Source organism: Neobacillus sp. WH10, assembly GCF_030123405.1.
In the GTDB taxonomy this organism is placed as follows: Bacteria; Bacillota; Bacilli; order Bacillales; family Cytobacillaceae; genus Neobacillus.
In genome coordinates this window covers 4,948,093-4,973,760 of record NZ_CP126110.1, presented here as the reverse complement: position 1 = coordinate 4,973,760, position 25,668 = coordinate 4,948,093, and the positions used below count along the sequence as shown (strand labels likewise).

Here is a 25,668-nt window from a genome sequence, read left to right as displayed (position 1 = left end):
TGATAGCTTAATAGGTTTAGGAACATGAGTGAAAAGGAGTGGTAAAGAATGTTTATTACAAGGCATTATGATGGATATTTGTACATTGTGAATCAATATGATCATTCCATCCAGGCTGGGGAAGTGGCAAAGCATTGGGGCAATGATCAATTTAAACGCCCCGATTATTTTAAATCGCTCTGTTTGGCTGTAGAAAAACATGATATAGGCTGGGTCGAATCCGACACGAAAGTGTTGTTTAACGCTGAGACTGGCCAGCCCGTTCCCTTTCTAAGTGTTAATCTTCTCCAACACGTTGATTTTTACGGGAAAGGCTATGAAAAAGTAAAAGAAGAGGACCCATATGCAGGACTTTTAGTAGGAATGCATTGGATGGGGCTTTATACAAGCCGTTTTGGCTACGATCCTTCATTCACATTCAAAATTCCTGAAGAGTTAGCACCAAAAATTGATGAAAAAATCATCAGCATGCAGAAGGAATGGGTCGATTTAAAGATGGAAATGTGGAAAAAATCAGGACCAAGAAGCCAATTCGAAAATAATTTGTGGATGAACTATGAGATTGTCCAATTTATGGACCGCCTATCCCAATATGTATCGATGCATAAGTTGGAAACGACGAATAAATTAATCATGGGTCCGGTACGTCCACTTCTTGAAAGCAAAGGGGTTATGATTACCGTTCAGGGTCAAGGCAATGGAACGGTTGTTGTAGACCCATATCCTTTTGATTCTGAAGTAGAAACCACTGTTGTATTACGCAAAATTCCAGATATTCAATATGAATCACATAGCGCAGTTTATAAGGCAATAGAAGAAGCAGAATTTGAACGTGTTACCTGGAAGTTCGTTCCTCCAATACAAGGGGAAAGCTTTAAAACACTAGAGACTGAAAGTTTTTCATGCAAAAAATTCTAAAAATTAAGAAATTGAATGGAGGATAAAATATGAAAAAGGATTATCGTCTTGGCCTAATTGTACCTAGTTCCAATACAACAATGGAAAAGGAAATTCCAGCGATGCTGCAAGCACGTCAACAAATTATACCAGAAGAAACATTTACCTTTCATTCAAGCCGCATGCGGATGATGCATGTAACAAAAGAAGAACTGGCCAAAATGGACACGGAGAGTGACCGTTGTGCATTGGAGCTGTCGGATGCCCGCTGTGATGCTCTGGCGTATGCTTGTCTTGTCGCAATTATGTCACAAGGTGCTGGCTATCATTGCCTCTCTGAAGACCGGCTTTCCAAAATTGCGAAGGAAAATGGGACTCCTGTTCCAGTCATAAGTAGTGCTGGGGCACTGATTGAGGGGATTCAGGCGTTAGAAGCAAAAAAGGTAGCAATCGTTACCCCTTATATGAAGCCTTTAACGAAAATGGTTGTTGATTATATCGAATCTGCAGGAATTGAAGTCACTGATTCGATTAGCTTAGAAGTATCCGATAATTTAGCAGTGGGCAAACTAGATCCTTTAAACTTAATTAATATCGTTGATAACTTAGATACAAGTAAGGCAGATGCGGTAGTTTTGTCAGCATGTGTCCAAATGCAGTCACTTCCGGCCATTCAAAAAGTCCAGGATAAGCTGAATCTTCCTGTTCTTTCCGCAGCAACTTCGACTGTGTATAAGATTTTAAAAGAGTTAGGTTTAAAACCAGTTGTGCCTGATGCGGGATATCTTCTGTCCGAACAATTTAATTCTAAAGAGTTTGTGGAGAAAAGCGGCTTCATGGTATAGAAAAGCCTAATTAAGAACAGGAGGAATTACAAATGGCTAAAATTCTTATTCATTTGACACATGGGCCAGAGGCGCCCACTCAGGCAGATCGGGCATTTTTAATTGCTAAAACGGCTATAGATGATGGCCACAAAGTCTCTATGTTCCTGGCTGGAAGTGCTGTACAGCTGCTGCGTGATGAGATATTGGATAGTGTAATCGGAGTCGGTGACGGTGTGACGTCTTTACGGGAGTCCTATGAAAAGATTGTTTCAAACGGAGGAGACATTTATCTATCAAGAATTTCTTGCGGGGCACGCGGTATGACTGAACAAGAGTTAAGTGGTAAAAAAGTAGAACTTGCAGAACCAAATGTTCTTGTTCAGCTTACTGTCGATCATGATCGTGTCATTACGTACGGATAAGGAGAGAACTTCATGAGCCGGATATGGGATCAGTATTTGGATGAACGAGATAAAAAGGTTTACCAGGAAGCAGGATTAGGAAAAAAGATGGGGGTCGGCCATAAACCAGCACTTGTCATTGTCGATGTCCAATACGGTTTTACAGGCGACTCACCTGAAGATATCGAGGAATCCATTCGAAAATACCCAACAAGCTGCGGGGATAGCAGTTGGGATGCGATTGGACATATTAAATTGCTGCTAGATGCTGCAAGAGAAGCTGAAATTCCTGTGTTTTTTACGATAATTGAAGGAAGTAAATCAGCCTCAAATGAAAGGGTAGCGATTAAAGGGAGTATATTTGACCATCCTGCCTTATTAGAAGGAGAAAAAGGTTCACAAGTAGTAGAAGAGCTAAAGCCTCAATATGGAGAGATTGTTATCTCAAAGAAGAAGCCTAGTGCCTTTTTTGGAACACCATTGGTTTCCTATTTAACAGCCCAGCAGGTTGACACGGTGATTGTAACGGGATGTACAACAAGCGGATGCGTCCGGGCAACTGTAATTGATGCCTTCTCAAACAATTATCGCGTGGTTGTACCAGAGGAATGTTCGTTTGACCGGGGGATTACCTCGCATGCTATTAATCTTTTTGATATGCAGCAGAAATATGCAGATGTTGTTCCAGTAGAAGAAGTGATGAAGGAACTTGAGAGGTTAAAAGCAAGGTTATGATGAATGCATAATGAAAATGATCATTTTTAGATAAGGGGGAGGAGGATGATTACTTCTGGTAAACTTCATAAGGAAACGACTTCGATGGTTGTTTACAAACATTTATATAACCTCATCGTAACGGGAACCTTTAAACCCGGTGAATGGATAAGAGAAAGACAGCTTAAGGAAATCTTAGGAGTCAGCAGTACACCAATCCGGGAGGCCTTAAAAATGTTGGTACAGGAAAGGTTATTAGAGTCCATTCCTCATCATGGAGTCCGTATAAAAAATCTCTCTATGAATGAGATTGAAGACATATACGAACTTAGAGCTGAATTAGAAGGCTTGGCTGCCCAGTTAGCCGCCAAGCGGGGAACGATGACTCAATTTAAAAAAATGGATGAGCTTCTTAATTTAATCGAAAGAAAATTAGAAGAAAATAGCATCATTCCGGATTCAGAGTTTCTTAAATTCAACAATGACTTTCATGACCTGATTATCGAGGTTAGCGGAAATCATGCGCTGAAGAATACGCTGTCTCATATTCGAGCAGGGATTGATTTAATCAGAATAATGGCCTGGAACAATAACAAGGGTCGTCCATACGAAACATTAAAACAGCATCGATTGATTGTGTATGCCTTGAAGGCAAGAGATCCCCAGTTAGCCCGTTTAAGAACCCAAGAACATATTTGGGATTCGATAAAATTGGTGCTGCAGGCTGGAAAAGAGGCAAATGGTCGCGCAATCGAAAATGAAACGCTTTCAATTTGAATATTTCTAAATGTAAAAACTCCTTTTTTTGAATAGAGGAGTTTTTGTTGTTAGAGTTCAGAGCGTAAAGACTGAGTTAGTTCCGTACACTCCTTTTTTAACAAATGAATCACTTGGGAATCACTTGATAAATCCAGTACACCCTTTATCCCAACTATTGAAATGGTTGCCACAATATGATTATCACGGCTAAACACGGGACACCCAACGGCAACAATCCCCGGAATTAGAGACTCCTCTGTAACGGAATAGCCTTTTTTTCGAATATCTGAAAGTTCATTTCTGAATTCTTCTGGATTAAAGCGGTGCTCCAGGATGTCTTTTTGTAAAAAATCTTTTGTTACTTCTTCAGGTAAAAATGCGGCGAATAATCTTCCCGAAGTTGTGAGAACAATACTCGTTTTATTGCCTACTTGAATCCCAATATTAATTTGGCGCCTGCTTTCTTCTATTTCAATTGGGTACGGGCCATTCCCTCCCCAAATCGATAAGAATACAGTTTCATTAAACAAATCTCTTAATTTGATTAATGTAGGCCGTGCTATATCTTTGATATCAAAGCTTTTGACAGCATTATTGCCAATCCTGATAAGCGTTGATCCAATTGAATATTGAAGCGAAGAATCCCGTTGAAGAAAACCAGTGCGGCATAAACTGGTCAAGTATCTGTGTAGTTTGCTTTTGGAAATTCCGCACAGGTCTGATATTTCGGTTATTGAAAGAGGTTTATCTTCTTCGGCTATTTTTATAAGAATATTAATACCGAGCTCTAATGATTGGATACCATGTCCGCTCATTACTGTATCCATTTTTCAATCTCCTTTTAAATTGACTGATTTTTATATTAGTATATTAACAAAATCATTGTTAGGCAAGACAGATTCTCCGTTGAGGAATACTTATGTAAAAAAAAATGCACCGGATTGGATCCGGTACATGGAGTGGGTGTTAACTCACTAGTTATAATGCTTCTTTAACAATTAACTCTTCTTCTTTTTGTTTAACACGTGTTTCTTTTCCAAAGAATAAAACGTTTAAAGCAGCAATGCAGCAAGCAACAAAGAATATGATAAAAATGATGTTGAATGGCACCTTGTTTGCAATAAGGAAACCTACTAATAAAGGACCAATGATGGCACCAATACGTCCGGCTGCATTGGCAAAACCAGCTCCTGTAGCGCGGATGGTTGAATCATAATGATCGGTTGTATAGGCATAAGTTGTACCGGTTACGCCCAGGAAGAAGAACGATAGGGCCATACCGCCGCCAATAAGCATAGGTAGGGAAGTGGCATTTCCAAAAATTATGGCACTAACAGCGCCCAGAAATAAATAGGTAATTAGGACAAATTTCCTCCCCACTTTTTCCACAAGCCAGGCTGCACTGAAGAATCCAGGTAATTGTGTAAGCGTCATCAATAATACATAGCCAAAACTTTTGATTAGTGTGAATCCTTTTAATACCATTACAGATGGAAGCCATAAGAACATTCCGTGATAGGAGAACATGACAAAGAACCATAGAACCCAAAGCATGGATGTTTCTCTTGCATATTTTCGTGACCAAAGAGTTTTGATATTACTTAGGATTGTCGTATTTTTACTAGGTGCTGATCGAAATTGAGGTGAGTCAGGAAGTCCTTTTCGCATATATAACGCCAAAAGTGCAGGTAAGGCTCCAATGATTAATGCAGAGCGCCAGCCCCATACAGGCATGATAAAGTAGGCAATCACTGCCGAGATAATCCATCCTACTGCCCAAAAGCTTTCCAGAAGAACAACCATACGCCCCCGTTTATGCTCTGGAACATTCTCCGCTACTAACGTTGAAGCAACTGGAAGTTCTCCTCCTAGTCCAAGACCAATAAAGAATCTTAGGATGAGGAATATTGAAAAAGTTGTTGCAAATGCTGATATTCCACTTGCAAGAGAAAATAATAACACCGTATACATAAGAATTTTGTTTCTGCCGATACGATCCGCTAGTGAACCAGCAACAATTGCCCCAATGAACATACCAATTGCATTCACACTTCCAAGTAATCCTGCTTCCTGTGGTGTTAGATTCCATTCAATGATTAATGCAGCAGCTATAAACGAGATAAGACCAACATCCATTGCATCGAAAATCCAGCTAAAGCCTGAAATGACAAAGATTCTACGAAAGGATACCTTTTTACTATTCTTTGACTCCATTTTCAACCACTCCCTATTCTTTTTAGCTAGCAGAAATTTCTAAATGACAACCCTCCATCTTTTAAAACAAAAATTGATAATTCTAAATATTACATTTTTAATAAATCATAATCTAATATACAGATAAAGTTAAATATCAAAATTTAATAATGATATAAAACTTTTACATGTTAAACAATATGTTAATAGTGATAAGTAAGTTTTGGAGGACAGGGGAAGGAAATTTTGTGGAAAACAAGAGTAAGGTATGTTAGAAAAAAAGGGGATGGAGAGTTTATCGATTTTTCAATGAAAGTGAAACCTTTTGAGTCCGAAGTAAGTTCATGGATATCTATTTGCTTTTCGAATACATTTAGACTATTTTATCTTCCAATCATTGCTATTATCATCATTAGTATGGTGTTTTCTGGAAAACATTAATTCTTATGGTAAATATAAACAAGAAACAGAAAAGATGTTATAATATAAAAAATATTGAAAAATATCACTTTTGGAGGAGAAATGACCAAAATCAAACCAAGATTATTTATTGGATCTGCCAGAGAATCCGCTGAATATGTTGATGCAATTCACGAAGCACTTACTCATGTTGCTGAGGTTACTCCTTGGACAGCAGGTGCATTTCACCCACTCGAATATAATATGGAAAGTCTTGAACGACAATTAGATGAAAATGATTTTGCTGTATTTGTATTTTCACCGGATGACGTTGTAAATATTCGAGGTACCATTACATTTACAACTAGGGACAATACTCTGTTTGAAATGGGGTTATTCTGGGGAAGGTTAAGAAGAGGTCGAGTGTTCTATATCATTCCTAGTGCAACACCGGAAAGTGAGGAAGCACAAGGTTTTCGTTTACCTTCAGATCTAGACGGTCTTACTGTATTAAGGTACGAAATTCGTGGTGATCATAATCACGATGCTGCTGTTAATGTAGCTTGTAGGGCTATAAAAAGAAAAATAGCAGTGTTGGGCGTCTTTCGGGATCCAGCAAAGCTCTTAGCGGAAGCTCAAGCAAATATGGATAAAGACTATGCCTTAATTCGCATACTCCGGACCTTATCAAAACGACTCTTAGTAGACCCATCCAAAAAATTTGAATACCTACAAGAAGCTGTTCGAAACGCTTATCAAGCTCCAAATTCTTATTACGTTGAAGGAATAGGAGTCTGGCAAGCGGAGGGTAATGATGGTCTGAAACAAATAGCTGGAAATGATGGTCAAGGGGAATTTTACCCATTTGATGTTAATGAAAATAGGCGAGAAACAGATAGAATCATCGTGATTGATTGTTTTTTACAGAGTAACGAGCTTGTTTTTCAAAAAAATAATACAGCCTTTGATAATACTTATGTGCTATGTTATCCTATAGGAAAGCAATTGGTTTTGACGGTTGCAATAACGGGAAGAAGGGCATTAAGTCAGGAAGAGATTGACGATATATTTCTCGATAATTACAACCTTTTAAGCACCATAAATAATGTCTTTGGAGGTGCAACGTTATGAAAAGAACAACGAAATCAAAAGCAGACAAAAAATCATATAAGCTTGGAGAAACTGTTACGGGTGTAAAAGCTGTTATCCCCTCCAATCATGGAAAAGAAGAATCAGGAATAGTTATTTATAAGCGAAAAGCAGATTATAGAGAAGACCCGTTTAAGAAGCGGGCTTAAACAAAGGGACGGGGACAGGAACCTCGTCCCGATTTTTTTTATAAGGAGACAAGGGATTATTATACATGTTGAAATAACTAAATAAAAAATATTTCTAATTGGAGTGAAGAATATGATTAAAAAAAGAATCCGCCATATTCAACGCTACCGGGATATTGTGTATGCCTTTACTCGATATGGCTTCGGTTTTATTATGGATCAATTGGGGCTTACTGAATTATTATCTGTACCAAAAAAGGCATTTGCTGAAGGCAATAAAACACTACATAGTAAAACAACGGGTGAGAGAATAAGGATGTTTTTAGAGGAACTTGGTCCGACCTTTGTTAAAATGGGGCAGATTGCCAGTACGAGGCCGGACGTTATTCCTGCAGAAATTATTCAGGAACTGGAAAAGCTTCAGGATCAGGTTCAACTATTTCCGTTTGAAGATGTGAAACGGATTATTGAACAGGAATTTGCGGAACCGATGGAAGACTTATTTGCCTCATTTACCGGGCAGCCGTTAGCAGCAGCATCCATTGGACAAGTTCATTATGCCGTTTTGAAAACAGGAGAACGAGTTGCCGTTAAGATCCAGCGTCCCAATATCCGGACCATGATCGAAACGGATTTAGAAATTATGCAAGACTTGGCCAGACTGGCTGAAGCACGTTTAGGCTGGGCGGAAAGATATCAGATTTGTGATATTGTCGATGAATTAGCTCAATCTATCCGACAGGAATTGGATTATGAAAATGAAGGTCGAAATGCTGAAAAGTTTGCGAAACAGTTTCATGATAATCCTCATGTTTTAATTCCAAAGATATATTGGGAATACACCACGTCAAAAGTGTTGACCATGGAATATATGGAAGGTATAAATTTGAACGTGGCAAAAAAGCTGCATCAAGAGGCATATGATAGTAAAATCGTCGCAGAAAGAGTTGTAAACGCAATTTTCCAGCAAATTTTGATAGAAGGTTTTTTTCACGGCGACCCTCATCCTGGCAACATTTTAGTATTACCAGGTAATATTATTGCTTTTATGGATTTTGGAATTGTAGGCCGGCTGACTCCGTTAATGAAACAACATATTGCCTCTTTTGTGATTGCGATGATGACCCAAAATACCGATGAAGTGGTCAGGGCGATTACAAACATGGGTCTGGTACCAGAGGATGTAAATCCCGAAAAACTAAGGGCCGATGTCGACCAGCTCCAGGAAAAATATCTTAATGTTCCTTTTAGTGAAATAAGCTTGGCCAAGGCGGTTAATGATTTGTTTTCAGTTGCCTACCGGCACAGGATAAAGATGCCTACAGATTTAACCATGTTAGGAAAGACGTTGCTGACCATAGAAGGTGTCGTTGAAAAGCTTGATCCAGAGTTGAGTATTATTAAAATTGCAGAACCGTTTGGAGAAAAATTGGTTAAAGAACGCTTCCATCCTAAAAATGTTGCGGAAAAAATCCGGCAGCAGTTTTCTCAATATGGAGAAATCTTTAATGAACTGCCCAGGACGTTAAGAGACATTACTTCCATTATGAAAAAAGGAAAGATGAAAATAGAAATTACGGCACCAGAGATGGATTTATTTTTAAAGAAAGTCAATCGAATTACTAACCGGCTATCTTTCAGCATTGTGCTGCTGTCCTTTAGTATCATTATGGCAGGGGTTATCGTTGCTGCCTCATTGTCGGGACAAACATCTACCCTCCTGACAAAAATACCGACTATCGAAATTGGTTTTGCCATTGCTACGGTTATGTTCCTTTGGCTCCTCTATTCTATTTTTAAATCTGGCAGGTTTTAACAAACCAGAAAAACTTTGTTGAACATACAGATAAGTATAAATTTGGATGAATAACCCCATAAACTAAGAAGACTATAAAAAAGTCAGCTTAGTTTATGGGGTTATTCAGTTGGAAGCATACTTTCAATTTCATTCAAAACTTGATTCGTTTCGTCTTTTTTCAGTAGAGCACCTCTTGACGATAGAGATTATTTTTTTCCTTTGTATTCTCCTGTTTGTTATGAGAAATGAACATTTGAGCTACACCCCACCTTACTTCATACTACACTGAAAAAACTACTCGGTAGTTCCCCAAAAAGTAAATACACCTATCAGTTAGATATAGCACGACTTGATTCTATTTCTCCTCCAAAAATGCAAATTGGTTTTTGTTCACACATAAAAAACAAGAATACTCATAATACTATCCAATATATTACTTTTTCTAAACAACAGTGTTTTATGATAGTTTCTGCTATTGGTTTAGAGCATTTAAAGGATGAGTGAAAATGTGGAAAATGGTGGTTTTCTATCTTCCAGACTGGAAAGTTTTTTTGCAAGCTTTTATTGCATTTTCCATTCCTTATGTGATCTCGAGGTTTTTTAAGTGGATCTCCAATCAAAGGAGGATTGATGAAAATGAGACGAAAGAAAATAAAGATCAGACAACTCAAAATGCACAGCAATCAAAGTGAGAAAACTCAGGAAATTAAGCCTCCTCAAGATTCAATGGGTCATTTCACGGGTGAGTTCTCGGTAGATCTGGAACGTGTCAGACAAGAAATCGGTCACAACTCAGATGTTCATTTTAGGGAGTTTCATATCGGGAGCAAGGATATTCGGGCGGCAATCATTTTTGTTGATGGATTGTCAGATAAAGAACTCATCGATAAACACATAATGAAATCATTGATGATAAATTATTCCGAAGAATATAAAAAGGATCCATCTATTTTGAATCAGACAGTATTAAAAGAGTTTATTAAAAATCAAGTCCTTTCTATTAGTGAATTAACAGAGGTACATGACTTATATGATTTGGTTTCCAAAGTATTGACAGGTTCGACGGCATTGTTAGTTACTGGAGTACCTGAAGTACTTATTCTCGGAACAACCAAAGGGAAATCACGTAATATTGAAGAGCCACTTTCGGAAGCATTGGTTAGAGGTCCACGGGTAGGCTTTACAGAAACCCTAAGCGATAATACTGCCCTTTTGCGACAGCATGGTGATAATCGCAGCTTATCCTTCATCCAATTTCAAGTAGGACTGCGTGCCAAAAAAAAGCTAGTCATCGCCTATATAAATGAGATTGCTGACCCAGATTTGGTGGAAGAGGTTAAACATAGAATTAAGAAAATTAATATTGATGATTTACCAGAATCAGGATATGTAGAGCAATTGATCGAAGACAATTACCTTAGTCCTTTTCCACAAGTACAAAATACGGAGCGTCCCGACCGCGTTATCGGCGCCTTAATGGAAGGAAGGGTGGCGATCTTATTAGATGGGACACCTTTCGCATTGATCGTTCCGGTTACATTTAGCATGCTGCTGCAATCACCCGAAGACTATTATGAGCGCTGGCTGCCTGGTTCACTTATCCGTCTATTGCGTTATTTTACCGTTTTTATATCTCTTTTTGCACCTTCCTTGTATATTGCCTTTATCTCGTTTCATCCAGGAATGATCCCAACCAAATTGGCCCTGTCCATAATAGGAGCAAGGGAAGGTGTTCCTTTTCCTGCACTTATTGAAGCACTGCTTATGGAAATATCCATCGAAATTTTACGGGAAGCCGGACTTCGTTTGCCCAAGCCGATTGGCCCCGCAATGGGGATAGTCGGTGGACTAATCATTGGTGAAGCTGCTGTTCAAGCTGGGATTATCAGTCCTGTTATGGTGATTATCGTGTCGTTAACCGCCATTTCCTCCTTTGCCATCCCACAGTATAGCGTAGGGATTACGTTACGAATCCTTCGCTTTGCAGCTATGTTCTGCGCTGCCATGTTGGGATTGTATGGGATTATTCTATTTTTCCTCTTGCTTAGCAGTCATTTGGTGAAGCTGAAGAGTTTTGGAGTACCTTTTATCAGCCCAGCTGCACCGTATCGAGTAAGTGACTGGAAAGACTTTATGATTCGAATGCCGCTCATGATGATGAAACGCCGCCCGAAGATAATGCAAACGAAAGATTCCTCCCGCAAAGGATAGCTCAATATGAAAGGAAATGAATGAGCGATGATAGTCAATCCAAAAGACCGAATTACCACATCGCAAGCAGCTGTTGTCCTCGTCAATTATATTCTTGCAGCTGGTATCCTCACTCTGCCCCGAACATCTGTTGAGAAGGTCAAAACACCAGATGTTTGGATAACCGTTATTCTAGGCGGACTGATTGCGATAATAGCAGGGATCATCATAGTCAAATTAAGCCAACAGTATCCTAAAAAAACCTTTTACCAATACAGCCAGGAACTTTTGGGAAAATGGGTGGGCGGATTACTTTGTCTACTGATTGTAGGTTACTTTTTTACACTTTCCGCATTTGAAGTTAGAACGCTGTCAGAAGTAACAGGTTTTTTTTTACTGGAAGGCACCCCCGCCTGGGCAATCATCATGCCCTTTATGTGGATTGGACTTTATCTGATTATGGAAGGCATAAACCCGATGGCCCGTCTGTTTTCATTGATATTCCCTATTTCGGTCGTCGTTTTTTTGCTGGTTGCCTTTATGAGCTCAGGAATATTTGAGTTAGATAATCTCCGTCCGGTATTAGGTTTGGGAATCAAGCCAATATTAGCAGGGTTAAAGACAACCGGCCTTATGTTTTTAGGTCCTGAAATTATGTTGCTCCTTGTAGCGTTTATGCAACAGCCAGACAAAGCAGTAAAAGTTATTCTAGTTGGAGTTTCCATCCCCATGATCTTTTACGTCATTACCGTTGTGATGGTCATCGGAGCATTAAGTGTCGATGGAGTGGTCACGAGAACATGGCCGACAATTAGCCTAATACGAAGTTTTGAAATTCCCGGTTTAATCTTTGAACGGTTTGAGTCTTTGTTGCTTGTGATATGGATTATGCAAATATTTGCAACCTTTACCATTACCTACTATGCAGCTGCTTTAGGGCTGGCTCAACTATTCAAAAAGAACATACACCCATTTATATATGGATTGATACCGATTATTTACATCATTGCCATGACTCCGAAAAGTATCAATGACTTATTCAAATTTGGGGATATGATTGGTAATGTTGCGTTGCTTTTATTTGGTGTAATGCCACTGCTTCTTCTAATTGTCTCGAAACTAAAGGAGGGAAAACATGGAACAGAGACATAAAAATGTTCGGCTCCTCTTTCGTTTCCTGTCATTTCTGTTACTGCTGACTCTTACAGGCTGCTGGAGTAGTAGAGAAATTGAAGAATTAGGGTTAGTCGTAGGTATTGCATTGGATTTAGAGAAAGATAAAAGTCCTGAAGAAGCGTTAGAGAGGAATGAAAACAGATATCCTGACAAAGATTTGATAACGATTACCAATCAACTTATCACCTCCGAGACAACTGGTGCGGGAAAAAAAGAAGGGAAGTCACAGCAAAAAGCTTACAATAACGTTTCAGAATCAGGCGATGCCATCCTTCCTGTTTTACGTAATATGGTATTGAGAAGCGACAAACGCATCTTTGCTCAGCATTTAAAAGTCATTGTCATTGGAGAGGATCTTGCACGTACGGTGAATTTGTACCAAATTTTAGATTTTTTTCTTAGGGGGCAGGAGGTCAGGCCAAGCAGTATCATTTTAATCGCTAAAAATCGTGCGAGTAATACACTTGAGTCGAAAGAACCAGCTGTTATTCCAGCACTCCATCTCATTCAAATTTCAAAAGGTGAAGAAAGAACCACAAAGATTTTGCCTCCTTTATCACTTGCTAAATTAAATGGGAAATTACATTCAGATTCTAGTTTTCTTTTGCAAAATGTGAGCACGAAGAATGGAGAAGTAAAATTTGAAGGAGCTTCCTTGATTGATGGAAGGGAAAAAAAACTACGTGGTTTTTTAAATGAGAAGGATTTAGAGGGCATAACATGGGTAACTGGAAAGGGTAAAGGCGGTCTAGTGAAAAGCTCGGATGAAAAGACAGGTCAGCTAATTATCTACGAGATAAAGTCAATGAAAAGTAAAATTCGGCCACATGTTGATGGGAACAATATCTCTTTTGAAGTAAATATCAGTTCTGAAGGAAGAATTGCTGAAAGTTGGGTAGTTTCAGGGAAAGTTTCTGAAAAAGAATTTCTGAAAAGAGCAGAAAAAGTGAGTGAAAAAGAAGTTGAGCGCTTGGTGAAGAATGTATTAGACAAAACACAAAAGGAATACCAAGCAGACGTATTAGGGTTTGGAGACCGATTGAGAATTGAGCATCCTAAAGTATGGGGAAATGTCAAAAAGGATTGGGATCAAACCTTTAGTAAGATCCCGATCAAATACAACGTAAAATTAACCATCACAGATTATGGGACATCAGTCTTAAAGAAGTAAGTCCCCTTATGTTTATTAGAAAGCCACGAAACCCTACCAATTAGAAAAAGCTATCCGCCGCTAATTGGAAGGAGCTATCCGCTAATTGCAAAGTGCCACCCGCCAATTGGATACCACTAGTTAGGTAATCCTATTTTTTGCTTTTTGATTTTCTGGTTTTATTTTTCTTTGTGTTCTTGGCATTTCGGTATTGTGAAGGAGTTAGATTTGTTACTCGTTTAAAGGATTGTGCAAAGAATGATTGAGAAGAAAAGCCGGTAATGATTGATATATCTGAAATAGGGTAGTTGGTGGTTTCCAACAAAATTTTACTTTCCCTGATACGGGTTTGAATTAAGTATTCAATCGGTGAAACACCGACGGATTTCTTAAAGGAATGTGCAAGATAGTATTTATTGATATGACCAGCCTCTGCTAACGTATCCAGATTGATCTCTTCACGAAAATGCTGCTTAATGTAATTTTTGATAAAAGCCACATCTTTAGTGATCTTTTTAGTAGAGGTTTTCTCCAAGCTGAAGGCTTTTTTTCTCATCATCTTAAGTAACAAAATTTCTAATATGTTCTGTATAATCAACTCAAAGTCTTCCTTTTGGTTTTCCACTTCCTCCATCAATTCCTGGAGGTAAAAGAGATAGATCTTTTGCTCCTGTTTATAATTTAAAAAAGTGACCTGTAAACCCGGATCATCTGAAGATGAAAAGGCGAGCCCTTGGATACCCAGTGCAATGTATTCGAGCGGTTGATCGGCATCGGACTTTTCCGTGTGTTCAATATTCGGATTGATAACAATTACATCATGCTCCTTGACAGGAACTTCTTCATTGGAAAAGATAAAAGTCCCTTTGCCCTTGGTAATATACAACAGTTCTGTGAAGTGGTGGGTATGATTGGTACTATGCCAATCTTTGTCATATTTTGATTTTGTTACATAGAGAAGTTTTACTGGAAGATGGCCTCGCACAGATTGTGGAACCTCATAAATCTCATTTGACAAATGATTCCCTCCTTCATTAGCAATCTATTACCTGAATTATAGGATTTTTAGTGATTTATTACAATGAAAAACAAGATATCTAAAAACTGAACAAGATGTTTATTGTGAAAGCGTTTGTTGCGCTTCCATCGGAAGCACAAGAACCGTCCCTACTGCTTACTTGTTGGGTTGACACTACAATTGGCGGTGATATAATTTGTTAAAAGAATGTAAGTATGCTTGAAAGGTAGGCTTATTAAATGAAACCACTACAGCCTGAAAGTATAATTCCACTTTATCACCAATTAATGGAAAGGCTTAAGGATTCTATTGAAAAGGGAAATTGGACACCTGGTGATAAAATCCCATCGGAAAATCAATTGATGGATCAATTCGGTGTGAGCCGGAACACGGCTAAAAAGGCAATTGAGGAGCTAGTTCAGGAAGGGATCCTTTATCGAATTCAAGGAAAAGGTACCTTTGTGGCAAAACCAAAATTGCAGCAGTCATTGATGGGGTTTTACAGCTTTAGCAAAGTATTAAAAGAAAAGGGATTGAACCCCAAAGATGTTATTCTAAAAATAGAGGAAGTGAAACCAACTGCAAAAATCCGGGAAGCGTTGCAGCTTGGAGAAGACGAGAATGTCATTGAAATGAAACGCCTACGTTGTGCCAACAATGAGCCTTATATTTTGGAATCGTCTTTTATTCCGAAAAACATGATTTCAAATATAGAACAGCTTAAAAAGGTTGGCGAAATATCATTATATGATTTATTTACACAAGAATTTAATATCATAGTAACTAGAGCAAAAGAGGCGTTTGAACCAGTCCTCATACGTTCTGAAGAAAGTGAATATTTACAAACGGAAGAAGGTCTTCCGGCACTGTTGCTTGAACGAACAGCCTATGATGTCAATGGTGTGCCTGTTGAATTTTGCAGATCCATTGTCCGAGGCGATCGCTGTCGCTTTTACACAGAACTAACATAAACTCTTTCTAGAGTCATTCAAAAGGATCAGACTCGAAATGTTCTAACATAAAACGAACCTAAACGGTTCTTTTTTTTTATCTAAGTTTTTTCTCAAGCTGATTGAAAAGCGTTACTTTTGTAGGATATTTATATAATTATTTTCTCTAACCGAAAGGGAATTATTACTTTTGTAGGATATTTATGTAATTGGGTTGACCCATCAACTCAATTCATTATATATTGATTCTGTAAGAAAATTGCTTAAATTAAGACTGAAAGGGAAGCGGGGATGTATCTAATAGTAGAAATAAATGGGGCAACGAAACGCTAAACTGGTAATGACAACATAACCACTCATCATTCATCAACGATCATTTCTCAACCGCAAATTCCATTTCAACATAGATTTTACGTGATCTGCTAGTATACCAAATTTCATTTTTAACATACAAAAACCACAAAAAAGGCTCTATAAAGGTCTTACTTAATTACGCTTATATATTTAGATATATAAATATATAAAAAAATATAGAAGGGGTGGTGGAGATAAAGTATCCATAAAGGACAAATTGCAAGTTTTTGAGTTTTTAAGGGGACTGTCTTTCTATTCTTCTAATTGGATTCACTAGGTATTGTATTAGCAATTATCCATACGAAGAGTTAAAGACAATCGGAATTCATTTTCGGTAAACCATTATGACATTCGGAGGTAGAATATGCTAAGACGTCAAGCTAGATTAAAAAAGCTGGTAAGCGTGTGCTTATCTGTGGGTATGTTGTTTTCTATGCTTCCAACAACATCTGCTGCTGCAACTGAAAAGGAGAACTCAATTAATAATGTTTCTACTAATCAAACCTATAAGACTATAGGAAAAGTAACTAAGATTACAAAAGAAAGTAATAACGTGTACTTTGACTTAGAAACAGGAGAAAAAATAAAAATTAACTTCCTAAAAAATAATGTTTTTCGACTGCATTTGGACCCAAAGGGTATTTTTGAAGAATATCCAACTCCCGACAAACCTGAGCATGAGACAAAAATCATCGACAAAAATGTTAGCGATTACAAAAATCAATATGGAGCAATTGACATTCAGGTCGATGAAAGCGATACCAATGTCTATAAAATATCTACTGATGCTTTAGAATTAAGAGTAGATAAAGCTACTTCGAAGATGAGCCTGTACGATAAAAAAAGATCAAAGATTCTTTGGAGTGAAAGTGAACCGCTAAAACATTCAAACGGAAGTACAGTTCAAACCCTTGATACAAAAGAAAACGAATATTTTTATGGTGGAGGTCAACAAAATGGGTTTTATGCCCATAAGAATAATTCCATAAAAATTGCAATCGGGGGAGGTTGGGATGCAGGAGCTGCATCAAGCCCAGTCCCTTTCTATTTAAGCACTGAAGGCTACGGAGTCATGCGGAATACCTTTAAGCCTGGAGCTTATGATTTTACAAAAACAGCTACGTTTACTCACAATGAAGACAGATTTGACGCTTATTATTTTGTAGATAATTCAATTCCAAAAATCATTAACGAATATACAGAATTAACTGGTAAAGCGGCCCTTATGCCAAAATACGGTTTCTATTTAGGGCATGCTGACTGTTTTAATGGAACTCATAATGGTCATAAGGACCAACGAACACTTTTAACTAATGGATTAAATACAATAAATCAATATGTAGATAACGATATGCCTTTAGGATGGTTCTTACCAAATGACGGCTATGGATGCGGGTATGGCGGACTAGGTAATTTAGAGCAATTTGTTGATAAAGCAAATGATCAAAAAGTAGAGGTAGGCTTATGGACACAAAGCAATCTCTATCCAGACCCTAGTCTACCCGTTGATAGCCCTTTACGAAGAGACCTTGACGGGGAAGTTAAAGCTGGTGTTAGAGCAATAAAGACTGATGTTGCTTGGGTTGGGCATGGATATTCTATGGCCTTAAATGCAACACGCCAAGCAGCAGAAGGAATTCAAAAAGAAGATAATTCAGGTGGTGCACGCCCGTTTGTTATTTCGCTAGATGGATGGGCTGGTACTCAGCGTTATGCTGCATTATGGTCAGGCGACCAATATGGCGGTAATTGGGAGTACATAAGAATGCATATCCCTACTTACATTGGCGCAGGCTTATCAGGAAATCCAAACGTAGGCTCAGATATGGATGGTATATTTGGCGGAGATCCAAAAGTACAGACACGTGATTTCCAATGGAAGGCATTCACTCCTATCCAAATCGATATGGACGGCTGGGCATCGGGAGGTACTGATTATAGTAAGTCTAAAAATCCTTGGAATTATGGTGAACCTTACGCATCGATTAATAGAATGTATTTAAAATTAAAGTCACAAATGATGCCTTATATCTACACGATTGCTGAGGAATCAACAGAAAAATCCATGCCAATGGTTAGAGGGATGATGTTAGAATATCCTAATGATCCTTATGCTTACGGGACTGATACACAGTATCAATATATGTGGGGGCCAAACCTATTAGTGGCACCAATATATGATGGAAACTCTAATGCTGCTGAAGTAAGGAATGATATTTATCTTCCAGATAAAGATCAAGTTTGGATCGATTATTTTACAGGTGAGCAATATCAGGGAGGTTCGGTTCTTCATAATTTTAATGCTCCACTATGGAAGACTCCTGTATTTGTTAAGGCTGGTGCAATTATTCCAATGGCACCAGAAAACAATTCTATTAATGAATTAAATGGTTCGGAAAATAGAATATTTGATGTTTATCCATCGGGAAAATCAGAGTTTACTCTATATGAAGACGATGGTAAAACTGTTGAGTATAAGGAAAAGAAAAATACAAGAACGAAGGTCACTTCAAAGGTAAACAAGGAAAAAGCTGTTATAACCGTTGATACCGCAAAAGGAAAGGGCTATAAAGGTATGGTTAAAGACAGGGGCACAGAAGTGATTGTTAATACACGTGTAAATCCAAAGGATATAACGGTTAAGGTTGGAAATAAAGTTGTTCCATTAAGACAAGTTACGAATGAAGAGGAATATAAAAACTCAGAAAACGTGTACTTCTATAATGAACAGCCAAACTTAAACAAATATTCTACAAAAGGCTCACCATTTGAACAGACTGACATTATTACATCACCAAAGCTATATATTAAGGTGGGGAAAACAGATATTACGAAGAATAAAATAACATTTACAGTTGATGGCTTCGATAATACTCAAAAGAAGGATGTAGTTGATAAAGAAGTACCAACCATTCCATCAGAGCTTAAAGCTGATGAGGCAAACATAACAGATCGTGATATTAAATTAGATTGGAACAAGGTTGATGGTTCGAATGTAACCTATGATTTAATGATTAATGGTATTGTTCATACAAATGTGTTTAAGTCTAGTGATAGTGAGCAAGCACCATTCTACCTTCATTCAGGATTAGTATCAGATACAGAGTATTCTTATAGAATAAGAGCAACGAATACAAAAGGCTCATCAGGCTGGAGTGATGAGATCAAAATAAGAACGAAGCTTGACCGATACAGAAATGTCCCTAAGGATATGACGGCAACAGCAAATAGTGAACAGCCAGGGGAAGAAGCATCTCTAGCTGTCGATGGAAAGGATGGAACAATGTGGCATACTAAATGGGGAGAGGAGGGTAATAAACTACCACATACTTTTGAGATTGATATGAAGTTAGCTTATGAATTAGATAAGCTTGAGTATATTCCAAGACCAAATGCAGGGAATGGTACTATATTAAAATACAATTTAGACGTAAGTCTAGATGGAAAAACTTATAAAAATGTCATCACTGATGGAACATTTGAGAGAAATGCCGAAACGAAAGTCATTAATTTTCAGGAAAATATTACTGCAAGGTATATTAAGTTGACCATTACAAACTCTGTAGGCGGCTTTGGAAGTGCAATGGAATTCAGACCATACAAAAAGGATAAAACTGCAGGAACGGTTGTTGGTGAAAATATACCAAATGGCGTAATTGATGAAGATGACCTGCTCTTCTTTGCAAGCTATATGGGTGTTGATCAAACAGATACAGCTTGGGGACAGGTATCAAAGGTGGATATTAATTTCAATGGTGTCATTGATGCCTACGATTTAATGTATGTAGCATCACAATTGGGGCAACGGACTCTTCAGCCAACAGGCAGACCTGTTGCCGGATTATTGGATATTAGACCTAGTAAGCAGCAGTTAAAAGCAGGAGAGGAATTTTCAGTAGAAATAATAGGGGCAGGATTAAAGGATATCAATGCATTCAACTTAGAGCTAAAGCTAGATCCGAACAAATATGAAGTAGTAAAAGAGTGTAAACCTGATGGGACTTGTGGTGGAAATATTGTTTCGCCTGCCAATGAAACCGCCAATATGTTAAATTACTCTTTACTTGCGGGTATTGGAAAAGCTGAACAACGAATTATGGCAGCATTTTCTAACAAGGGAACACAAGATACATTAGAAGGTACGAAGACTTTAGCCACGATTAAGTTAAAGGCTAAGAAAGATATTGATTTTGATATGCCGATAACAAGATCATTACTGATTAATACAGCCTTTGACACCATTGATAAAATAGGAGAAGTTTTAAATCCAGGCCAGGAACCGGGAGATGTTGAACAACCACAAGAGCCTAAGGAACTGCAGTTATCGAATAAAGATATGGCGGTTACTGGTGATGGAGCAAAGATGCAAGGCGGTGCAGAAGCTTTTGCTAAGCTGATTGACGGTGTGATAAGTGAAAGCTCATTGGCGGAAATGAAATGGAGTCTCACTGGAAATGAAGGAATTTCACTACCGTTACCCGTTGATTTTAACTTTACTAAACCACAAGAATTGACTAAATTTATTGTTTATAATCGCCCGCAATATATGAATGGCAAAATTAAAAAGCTAAGTGCCAAAGCCTATACTGAAGCAGGAAAGGAATATGATTTAGGCGCAAAAACTGTTCAATTTGACGATAAATCGGTCATTTTCGACCTTGCTGAAGCTGCAATACCTACTGGAACTAAATTTACAAAGTTATCGATTAACTTTGAGGAATCGCATAGTGGGCCACTCATGTTATCTGTTGCAGAGGTTGAATTTTTTGCAAAAAATCCTGCTTATGTAGAAAAATAAATGTCCCTTATTACCGTAGTGGTGCTATGGTTGACCCGTTAACCCTAGCACCCGACCTTTATTATATTCAACCTAACTTTTGATTGGAGGGGAATTTAGTATATATGAAGAAGATGCTGTCGATGTTCTTATCTACTGCACTTATGGTTAACGTTATACTCCCAATCGGTAGTAATTCAAGTTCAACAAAAGTTTCTGCGGCCGGGTCGAGCTTTGTAAACATAGCGAAGGACAAAGTGGTAATTGGAAATGATTCCATCGAAAAAGTTATTGATATATCAGATTCCAAGTTGAAGACAAAAATAGTCTCTAACAAAAGAATTGGTAAGGACTTAGTTCCTGGAGAAAGTTCGGAGGATTTTGCCATTCATTTGGTCCCTGAGAATCAACCACCTGAAGAACCAGATGTACACAAACCGAAAATTCAGCTCGACCGAACAAATTGGACGGCAACTGTCTACGATTCTATTGGAAAAGCCAAAGATGGCGCAAAAATGCTAGATAGTAATAACAACACTTATGTAGACTTTTCGGATGGAAACAAGGCATGGCCATATGAAGTAGTGATTGACTTAAAGGAAGAAAAAACAGTTGGATCGTTTGGCTATCAAAAAAGACCAGGATTCCAAGATCAGGCATATGGGATCAATGGAACAATAGGAAAATATGAAATTAAGGTTAGCAGCGACGGGAAAAATTGGACAGATGCAGGCATGGGAGAATTTTCGTCCAAAGACTTTAACCTGCACAAAGTAGATAATCTCTACAATGTGGGAGATATGGTCTATGGAAATTTATCAGAGGCGAAAACAGCAAGATACGTAAAGATTGTTCAATTAAGTGGTGCACTTACAAATGATATTTCATTTACTGGTGCTGAAATTTACCTGTTTGAGGATACCACTCCACAAGACAACAACGCTCCCGGAGACACTAATGAAAGAATGATTAAAGCAAGTGACTTAACGATTAAACAAGTAAATGAAGAAGTTTATAAAACGGGGAAACGCATTCAATACGTGTTTGAAGAGTATGAAAAGTATAACTCGGTATGGACCATTAAGTACAACGTATTTGTGGAGGACAATGCTCCTTATTTAAGAAGTAATCTTGAAATTTCCTCTTCCAATAAAGACGTCGCCTTCGATTACATTGATGTGGATCAATTCGCACTGCCCAAAACCGTAGAAGGACTATTCCATCATCCGCCGCTAAAGGATATTTCCTCCATGTGGATTGGAAAATATGAATTAGTTTTGGGGCAGCCAATTTATGCAAATGGTATGTACTTTGGATCAGAATTTCCTGCATCAGACACCGATGTAGTAAATAACACGATGCAAGTGAGGTATTACTCAGGCAAAGATTTCAATAAGTTGGCAGAAGACAAACAGCTCAATGCGGATGGAAGTTTTACTACTTGGAATAGCGTCATGGGTGCTGCGGCCGGTACGGATAAAGACGTCGTTCAAACTGACTTTTTCGCCTATATCAATGATATTGCTACAAAGACGGAATTCCGAAAGCAGTATAATTCCTGGTATGACAACATGATGGATATTACAGATGAGAGTATTTCTAATTCATTCTATGGCACGGAAAAAGAGCTGAGCAAAAATGGAGTAGCGCCTTTGGATTCTTATGTTGTGGATGATGGTTGGAATGCATATGAAACCGTTAACTCAGCTGGTCAGGAAACTAAATCACCATATGATAACAAAACTGGGTTCTGGGAATTCAATAACAAATTCCCAAATGAATTATATCCGGCCAGTGATATGGCAAAGAAGTTTGGCTCAACGTTTGGACTGTGGCTTGGTCCTCAAGGTGGCTACAATTACTTTGGCGGGTTTGCCGAATTTCTTGAAAAGAATGGCACAGGACATGTGACGAATGATTATTGGAAAAGCGTAGATGTGGGCTCCAAGACATATGTAAACAATCTTACTAAGCTGTTCTTAGATTATCAAAACAGATTTGATATTGAATATTGGAAGCTAGATGGATTTGCTGTGAGACCTTCAGCCGATCAAGACAATCAGCACATGGTTGGCGGCGATCACAATATGTATTATACATCAGACCTTTGGGAAACATGGATTGATACCTTTAAAGCCATGAGACAAGAAAGGGAAGAAAAAGGCAGGGGTCTATTTTTAAACCTTACATGCTATGTAAACCCAAGTCCGTGGCTGTTGCAGTGGGCGAATACGATTTGGATTCAAGACTCTGGTGATAATGGATTTTTGAGCAACTACGGTGGAACCCAGGCAGAACAAATGATGTCATACAGAGACAATGTTTACTTTAACATTTTTAAGAAAAATGATCTGCAGTTCCCGTTGAAAAATGTATATAATCATGACCCGATTTACGGAGTTTCTGCAGGAATAAAATTTACCGATGATGATTTTAGAAATTATTTGATGATCAATGCGACAAGAGGAACGGCATTCTGGGAATTGTATTTTTCACCGAGTATGATGAATGATGCCAAATGGAGAATAACAGCTGATGTATTGGAGTGGGCCGAAAGCCATTCGAAGACGCTTGAAAAAGCAAAGCTATTTGGGAAGCGGCCAGATCAAGGTGGAGTTTACGGCTATTCGGCCTGGAACAGCGGCGAAGGAATTGTTTCATTTAGAAATGCCAGCAATAAAGAACAAAGCTATACGCTGACATTAGATAATACTGTAGGTGTTCCAACGGATTTAGATAATGCAAAAATGGTACAGATTCTGCCAAGAGCTGATGAAACCAAAGTGGAGAATATGAGCTATGGCGATACATTAACGGTAACATTAGCCCCTCATGAGTCAAGAATTTACCAATTTAGCAGCAAAGATCAGGCGCCTGCAAAGGTTATCTCTGTGAAGAATACAAAAGAGAACACTGTGAAGGTTAAATTTGATCAAAGAATACAGAATCCAATCATTACTGTAAATGGAAAGCCGGCAGATGCCACTATTTTAGAAGATTATAGATCGGTTGAGCTTACCACGTCTGCAAAGATTGGAAAGGAAAATAAAGTAGATATCAATGTTGAAAACATCTGGGGCACTCCTACAGCTGCCAAGAAGGATTTCCAGGGGTATGCAAATGGTTATGCGGCAAAGCTGTTGGAGAAAACGGATGTTGAGAATGGAGAAAGCTTGGAGACTTTCCATTTTGAAAAAGCAAATATTGACTTGTACAGCATCAATCATAAAGAATATAAATTTAAAAAACAAATTCCATTGGTTGGAACAGACGACTTTTCCATCTCATTTACGTTTCGATCTTCTGGTAATAACCAAGTCATTTTAAACCAGGAAGGTGCCTATTCCATTGCGATAGACGAAAACGGTTATCTTAACTTTACTGTGGGAGATGACGTTGTCCATTCAAAGGCGGCTGTAACGACTGTTGTTGAAAAGCCATCCGGAACTTTTGGAACCACTGAATTCAAACCAACCACAACCAATGAAACGGTTAAGGGGAAAGTTAATGATGGGAACCTGCACGATGTAAAGGCCGTTAGAGAAGCAAATGGAATAATTAAGCTCTATTTAGATGGCGAACTCTTGTCATCAAAATACGTTAAAGATAGATTCTCATTGCCAAAAGGAAAAATCACTCTCGGCAGTAAAAAAACGAATTTGCAGATTGCAGGGGTAGAAATTAAAAATGAAGCAGTTGCATATGATCAAGCAAAAAAATCCTACGAAGATCTGAATTTAAAGTCAGGATATAAGGAATTAGACAGAACCGGATATAAAGTATATGCAGATTCAGAGGAGCAGCAAGCCGGGGCAAATGAAGGGCCGGCAGCGAATGTATTAGACGGGAAAACTTCAACTTGGTGGCATACGCAGTACAATGGAGCAATGCCTGTAGCACCTCATTGGTTAACCATTGAAATGCCGGAAGTTAAACCTGTTGACGCTTATGAGTATGTAAGCAGAAATGGAAACGGGAACGTGAAAAAGTACGAATTACAAGTTTCAAATACGAATGAAGTTGGCAGCTGGAAAACAGTGAAATATGGGGAAATGGAAAATGGCGGAAGCACTTTAATTGAGTTTGATGAACCAGTTGATGCTAAGTTCTACAGATTGTACATCACTGAAACTTATGGTAATCCGGCTAATACATTTGCATCGGCTGCTGAAATAAAGTTGCATAAGTACAATGAAGGAGCTGCGGATTTTTCAAAATTAGCCGCTGCTTACGAAGAAATGACTCTTATCGATAATAAGCCTTATTCAAAGAAAAGTTTAGACAGCTCAGGATTTAATGCTTTAAAGGATAAAGTTGTAAATGTATATAAAAATCCTAATTCAGTACAACCTGAAATAGATGAAGCTATTTCTGATTTCACTCAAAACTTTGCAGCTATTTTATCTAGGCTAGAGCAAGGAATCAATAAAAAACCTTAGGAGGCCATTTAAAAGAAAGAATACACAGAAGAAACAGTAAAAGCCTTATAGGAAATGATTGCTAAGGGAAAAGCGGCAACATCCAGTAAAAGGGAAGCAGACCAACCCGGCTGGCTGAAGCTGGGTACTTCCTGGTATTACTTTAAGAGCAGCGCGGCGATGTAAACTGGCTGGCAGAAGTCGGCTACTTTAATACAAGCGGTGCCATGCAGACAGGCCAGGTTAAGATTTCTGGCAAGTGGTACACTTTTGATAAAAATGGGGTTATGAAGTAAGACCTCGGTTCATTTAGAGTGTAAGGCTATATGTAAAAATAGGAATCTCTTACAAGGGATTCCTATTTTTTAAA

19 protein-coding genes are annotated in these 25,668 nt (G+C 38.3%); 16 read left to right on the top strand and 3 right to left on the bottom strand.

Features of this window, described 5'->3' with window-relative positions; genetic code table 11:
- Positions 1-48 precede the first annotated feature (48 nt).
- From QNH20_RS24010 to QNH20_RS23990, 5 genes are read left to right on the top strand one after another with little or no spacing between them, the layout of a single operon-like run.
- Positions 49-918: a DUF3891 family protein gene (locus tag QNH20_RS24010; protein ID WP_283920445.1), complete on the top strand. Its 870-nt coding sequence runs from the start codon at positions 49-51 to the stop codon at positions 916-918.
- A gap of 29 nt (positions 919-947) precedes the next feature.
- A complete protein-coding gene (locus QNH20_RS24005) occupies positions 948-1,742 on the top strand; it encodes a maleate cis-trans isomerase family protein (RefSeq protein WP_283920444.1) in 795 nt (264 codons plus the stop codon).
- 32 nt (positions 1,743-1,774) lie between these two features.
- Positions 1,775-2,146, top strand: coding sequence for a DsrE family protein (locus tag QNH20_RS24000; protein ID WP_283920443.1), 372 nt, complete (start codon positions 1,775-1,777; stop codon positions 2,144-2,146).
- A gap of 12 nt (positions 2,147-2,158) precedes the next feature.
- Positions 2,159-2,860 carry an isochorismatase family protein gene (locus tag QNH20_RS23995; RefSeq protein WP_283920442.1) on the top strand — a complete coding sequence of 234 codons (702 nt, stop codon included), beginning with the start codon at positions 2,159-2,161 and terminating at the stop codon, positions 2,858-2,860.
- A 45-nt stretch (positions 2,861-2,905) separates the two neighbouring features.
- Positions 2,906-3,616 carry a GntR family transcriptional regulator gene (locus QNH20_RS23990; protein WP_283920441.1) on the top strand — a complete coding sequence of 237 codons (711 nt, stop codon included), beginning with the start codon at positions 2,906-2,908 and terminating at the stop codon, positions 3,614-3,616.
- 50 nt (positions 3,617-3,666) lie between these two features.
- Here the strand turns inward: QNH20_RS23990 and QNH20_RS23985 are convergent, their stop codons facing one another.
- Both QNH20_RS23985 and QNH20_RS23980 read right to left on the bottom strand, forming a co-directional pair.
- A complete protein-coding gene (locus tag QNH20_RS23985) occupies positions 3,667-4,425 on the bottom strand; it encodes an IclR family transcriptional regulator (protein ID WP_283920440.1) in 759 nt (252 codons plus the stop codon).
- A 151-nt stretch (positions 4,426-4,576) separates the two neighbouring features.
- Positions 4,577-5,812, bottom strand: a complete 1,236-nt coding sequence (locus tag QNH20_RS23980; protein WP_283920439.1) for an MFS transporter — start codon at positions 5,810-5,812, stop codon at positions 4,577-4,579.
- A 225-nt stretch (positions 5,813-6,037) separates the two neighbouring features.
- On the opposite strand from QNH20_RS23980, the gene QNH20_RS23975 reads away from it, so the two are divergent.
- The 7 genes from QNH20_RS23975 to QNH20_RS23945 all read left to right on the top strand — a co-directional run bounded on the left by QNH20_RS23975 (position 6,038) and on the right by QNH20_RS23945 (position 13,802).
- Positions 6,038-6,232, top strand: a complete 195-nt coding sequence (locus tag QNH20_RS23975; RefSeq protein ID WP_283920438.1) for a hypothetical protein — start codon at positions 6,038-6,040, stop codon at positions 6,230-6,232.
- Between the two features lie 81 nt (positions 6,233-6,313).
- A complete protein-coding gene (locus QNH20_RS23970) occupies positions 6,314-7,321 on the top strand; it encodes a TIR domain-containing protein (RefSeq protein WP_283920437.1) in 1,008 nt (335 codons plus the stop codon).
- Positions 7,318-7,488 (top strand): hypothetical protein, encoded by a 171-nt coding sequence (locus tag QNH20_RS23965; RefSeq protein WP_283920436.1) that lies wholly within the window; start codon positions 7,318-7,320, stop codon positions 7,486-7,488. Before QNH20_RS23970 ends, QNH20_RS23965 begins: the two co-directional genes overlap by 4 nt.
- 112 nt (positions 7,489-7,600) lie before the next feature.
- The gene (locus tag QNH20_RS23960) at positions 7,601-9,283 is read left to right on the top strand and encodes an ABC1 kinase family protein (RefSeq protein WP_283920435.1); all 1,683 of its coding nucleotides are present in this window, start codon (positions 7,601-7,603) and stop codon (positions 9,281-9,283) included.
- Positions 9,284-9,901: 618 nt separating this feature from the next.
- Positions 9,902-11,476, top strand: a complete 1,575-nt coding sequence (locus QNH20_RS23955) for a spore germination protein (protein WP_283920434.1) — start codon at positions 9,902-9,904, stop codon at positions 11,474-11,476.
- Between the two features lie 27 nt (positions 11,477-11,503).
- The gene (locus tag QNH20_RS23950) at positions 11,504-12,607 is read left to right on the top strand and encodes a spore germination protein (protein ID WP_283920433.1); all 1,104 of its coding nucleotides are present in this window, start codon (positions 11,504-11,506) and stop codon (positions 12,605-12,607) included.
- On the top strand, positions 12,591-13,802 hold the full coding sequence (locus tag QNH20_RS23945; protein ID WP_283920432.1) for a Ger(x)C family spore germination protein: 1,212 nt from the start codon (positions 12,591-12,593) through the stop codon (positions 13,800-13,802). The genes QNH20_RS23950 and QNH20_RS23945 overlap by 17 nt, the downstream gene beginning before the upstream one ends.
- A gap of 130 nt (positions 13,803-13,932) precedes the next feature.
- On the opposite strand, the gene QNH20_RS23940 is transcribed toward QNH20_RS23945, so the two are convergent.
- Complete coding sequence (locus QNH20_RS23940; RefSeq protein WP_283920431.1) at positions 13,933-14,799, bottom strand: helix-turn-helix domain-containing protein; 867 nt, start codon at positions 14,797-14,799, stop codon at positions 13,933-13,935.
- A gap of 239 nt (positions 14,800-15,038) precedes the next feature.
- Here QNH20_RS23940 and QNH20_RS23935 point away from each other — a divergent pair, with 239 nt between their 5' ends.
- From QNH20_RS23935 to QNH20_RS27165, 4 genes are all read left to right on the top strand, one after another.
- Positions 15,039-15,770 carry a GntR family transcriptional regulator gene (locus QNH20_RS23935; RefSeq protein WP_283920430.1) on the top strand — a complete coding sequence of 244 codons (732 nt, stop codon included), beginning with the start codon at positions 15,039-15,041 and terminating at the stop codon, positions 15,768-15,770.
- A 697-nt stretch (positions 15,771-16,467) separates the two neighbouring features.
- Positions 16,468-20,901: a discoidin domain-containing protein gene (locus QNH20_RS23930; RefSeq protein WP_283920429.1), complete on the top strand. Its 4,434-nt coding sequence runs from the start codon at positions 16,468-16,470 to the stop codon at positions 20,899-20,901.
- A gap of 104 nt (positions 20,902-21,005) precedes the next feature.
- A complete protein-coding gene (locus QNH20_RS23925; protein ID WP_283920428.1) occupies positions 21,006-25,319 on the top strand; it encodes a discoidin domain-containing protein in 4,314 nt (1,437 codons plus the stop codon).
- 206 nt (positions 25,320-25,525) lie between these two features.
- Complete coding sequence (locus QNH20_RS27165) at positions 25,526-25,594, top strand: hypothetical protein (protein ID WP_481858117.1); 69 nt, start codon at positions 25,526-25,528, stop codon at positions 25,592-25,594.
- Positions 25,595-25,668: the final 74 nt, after the last annotated feature.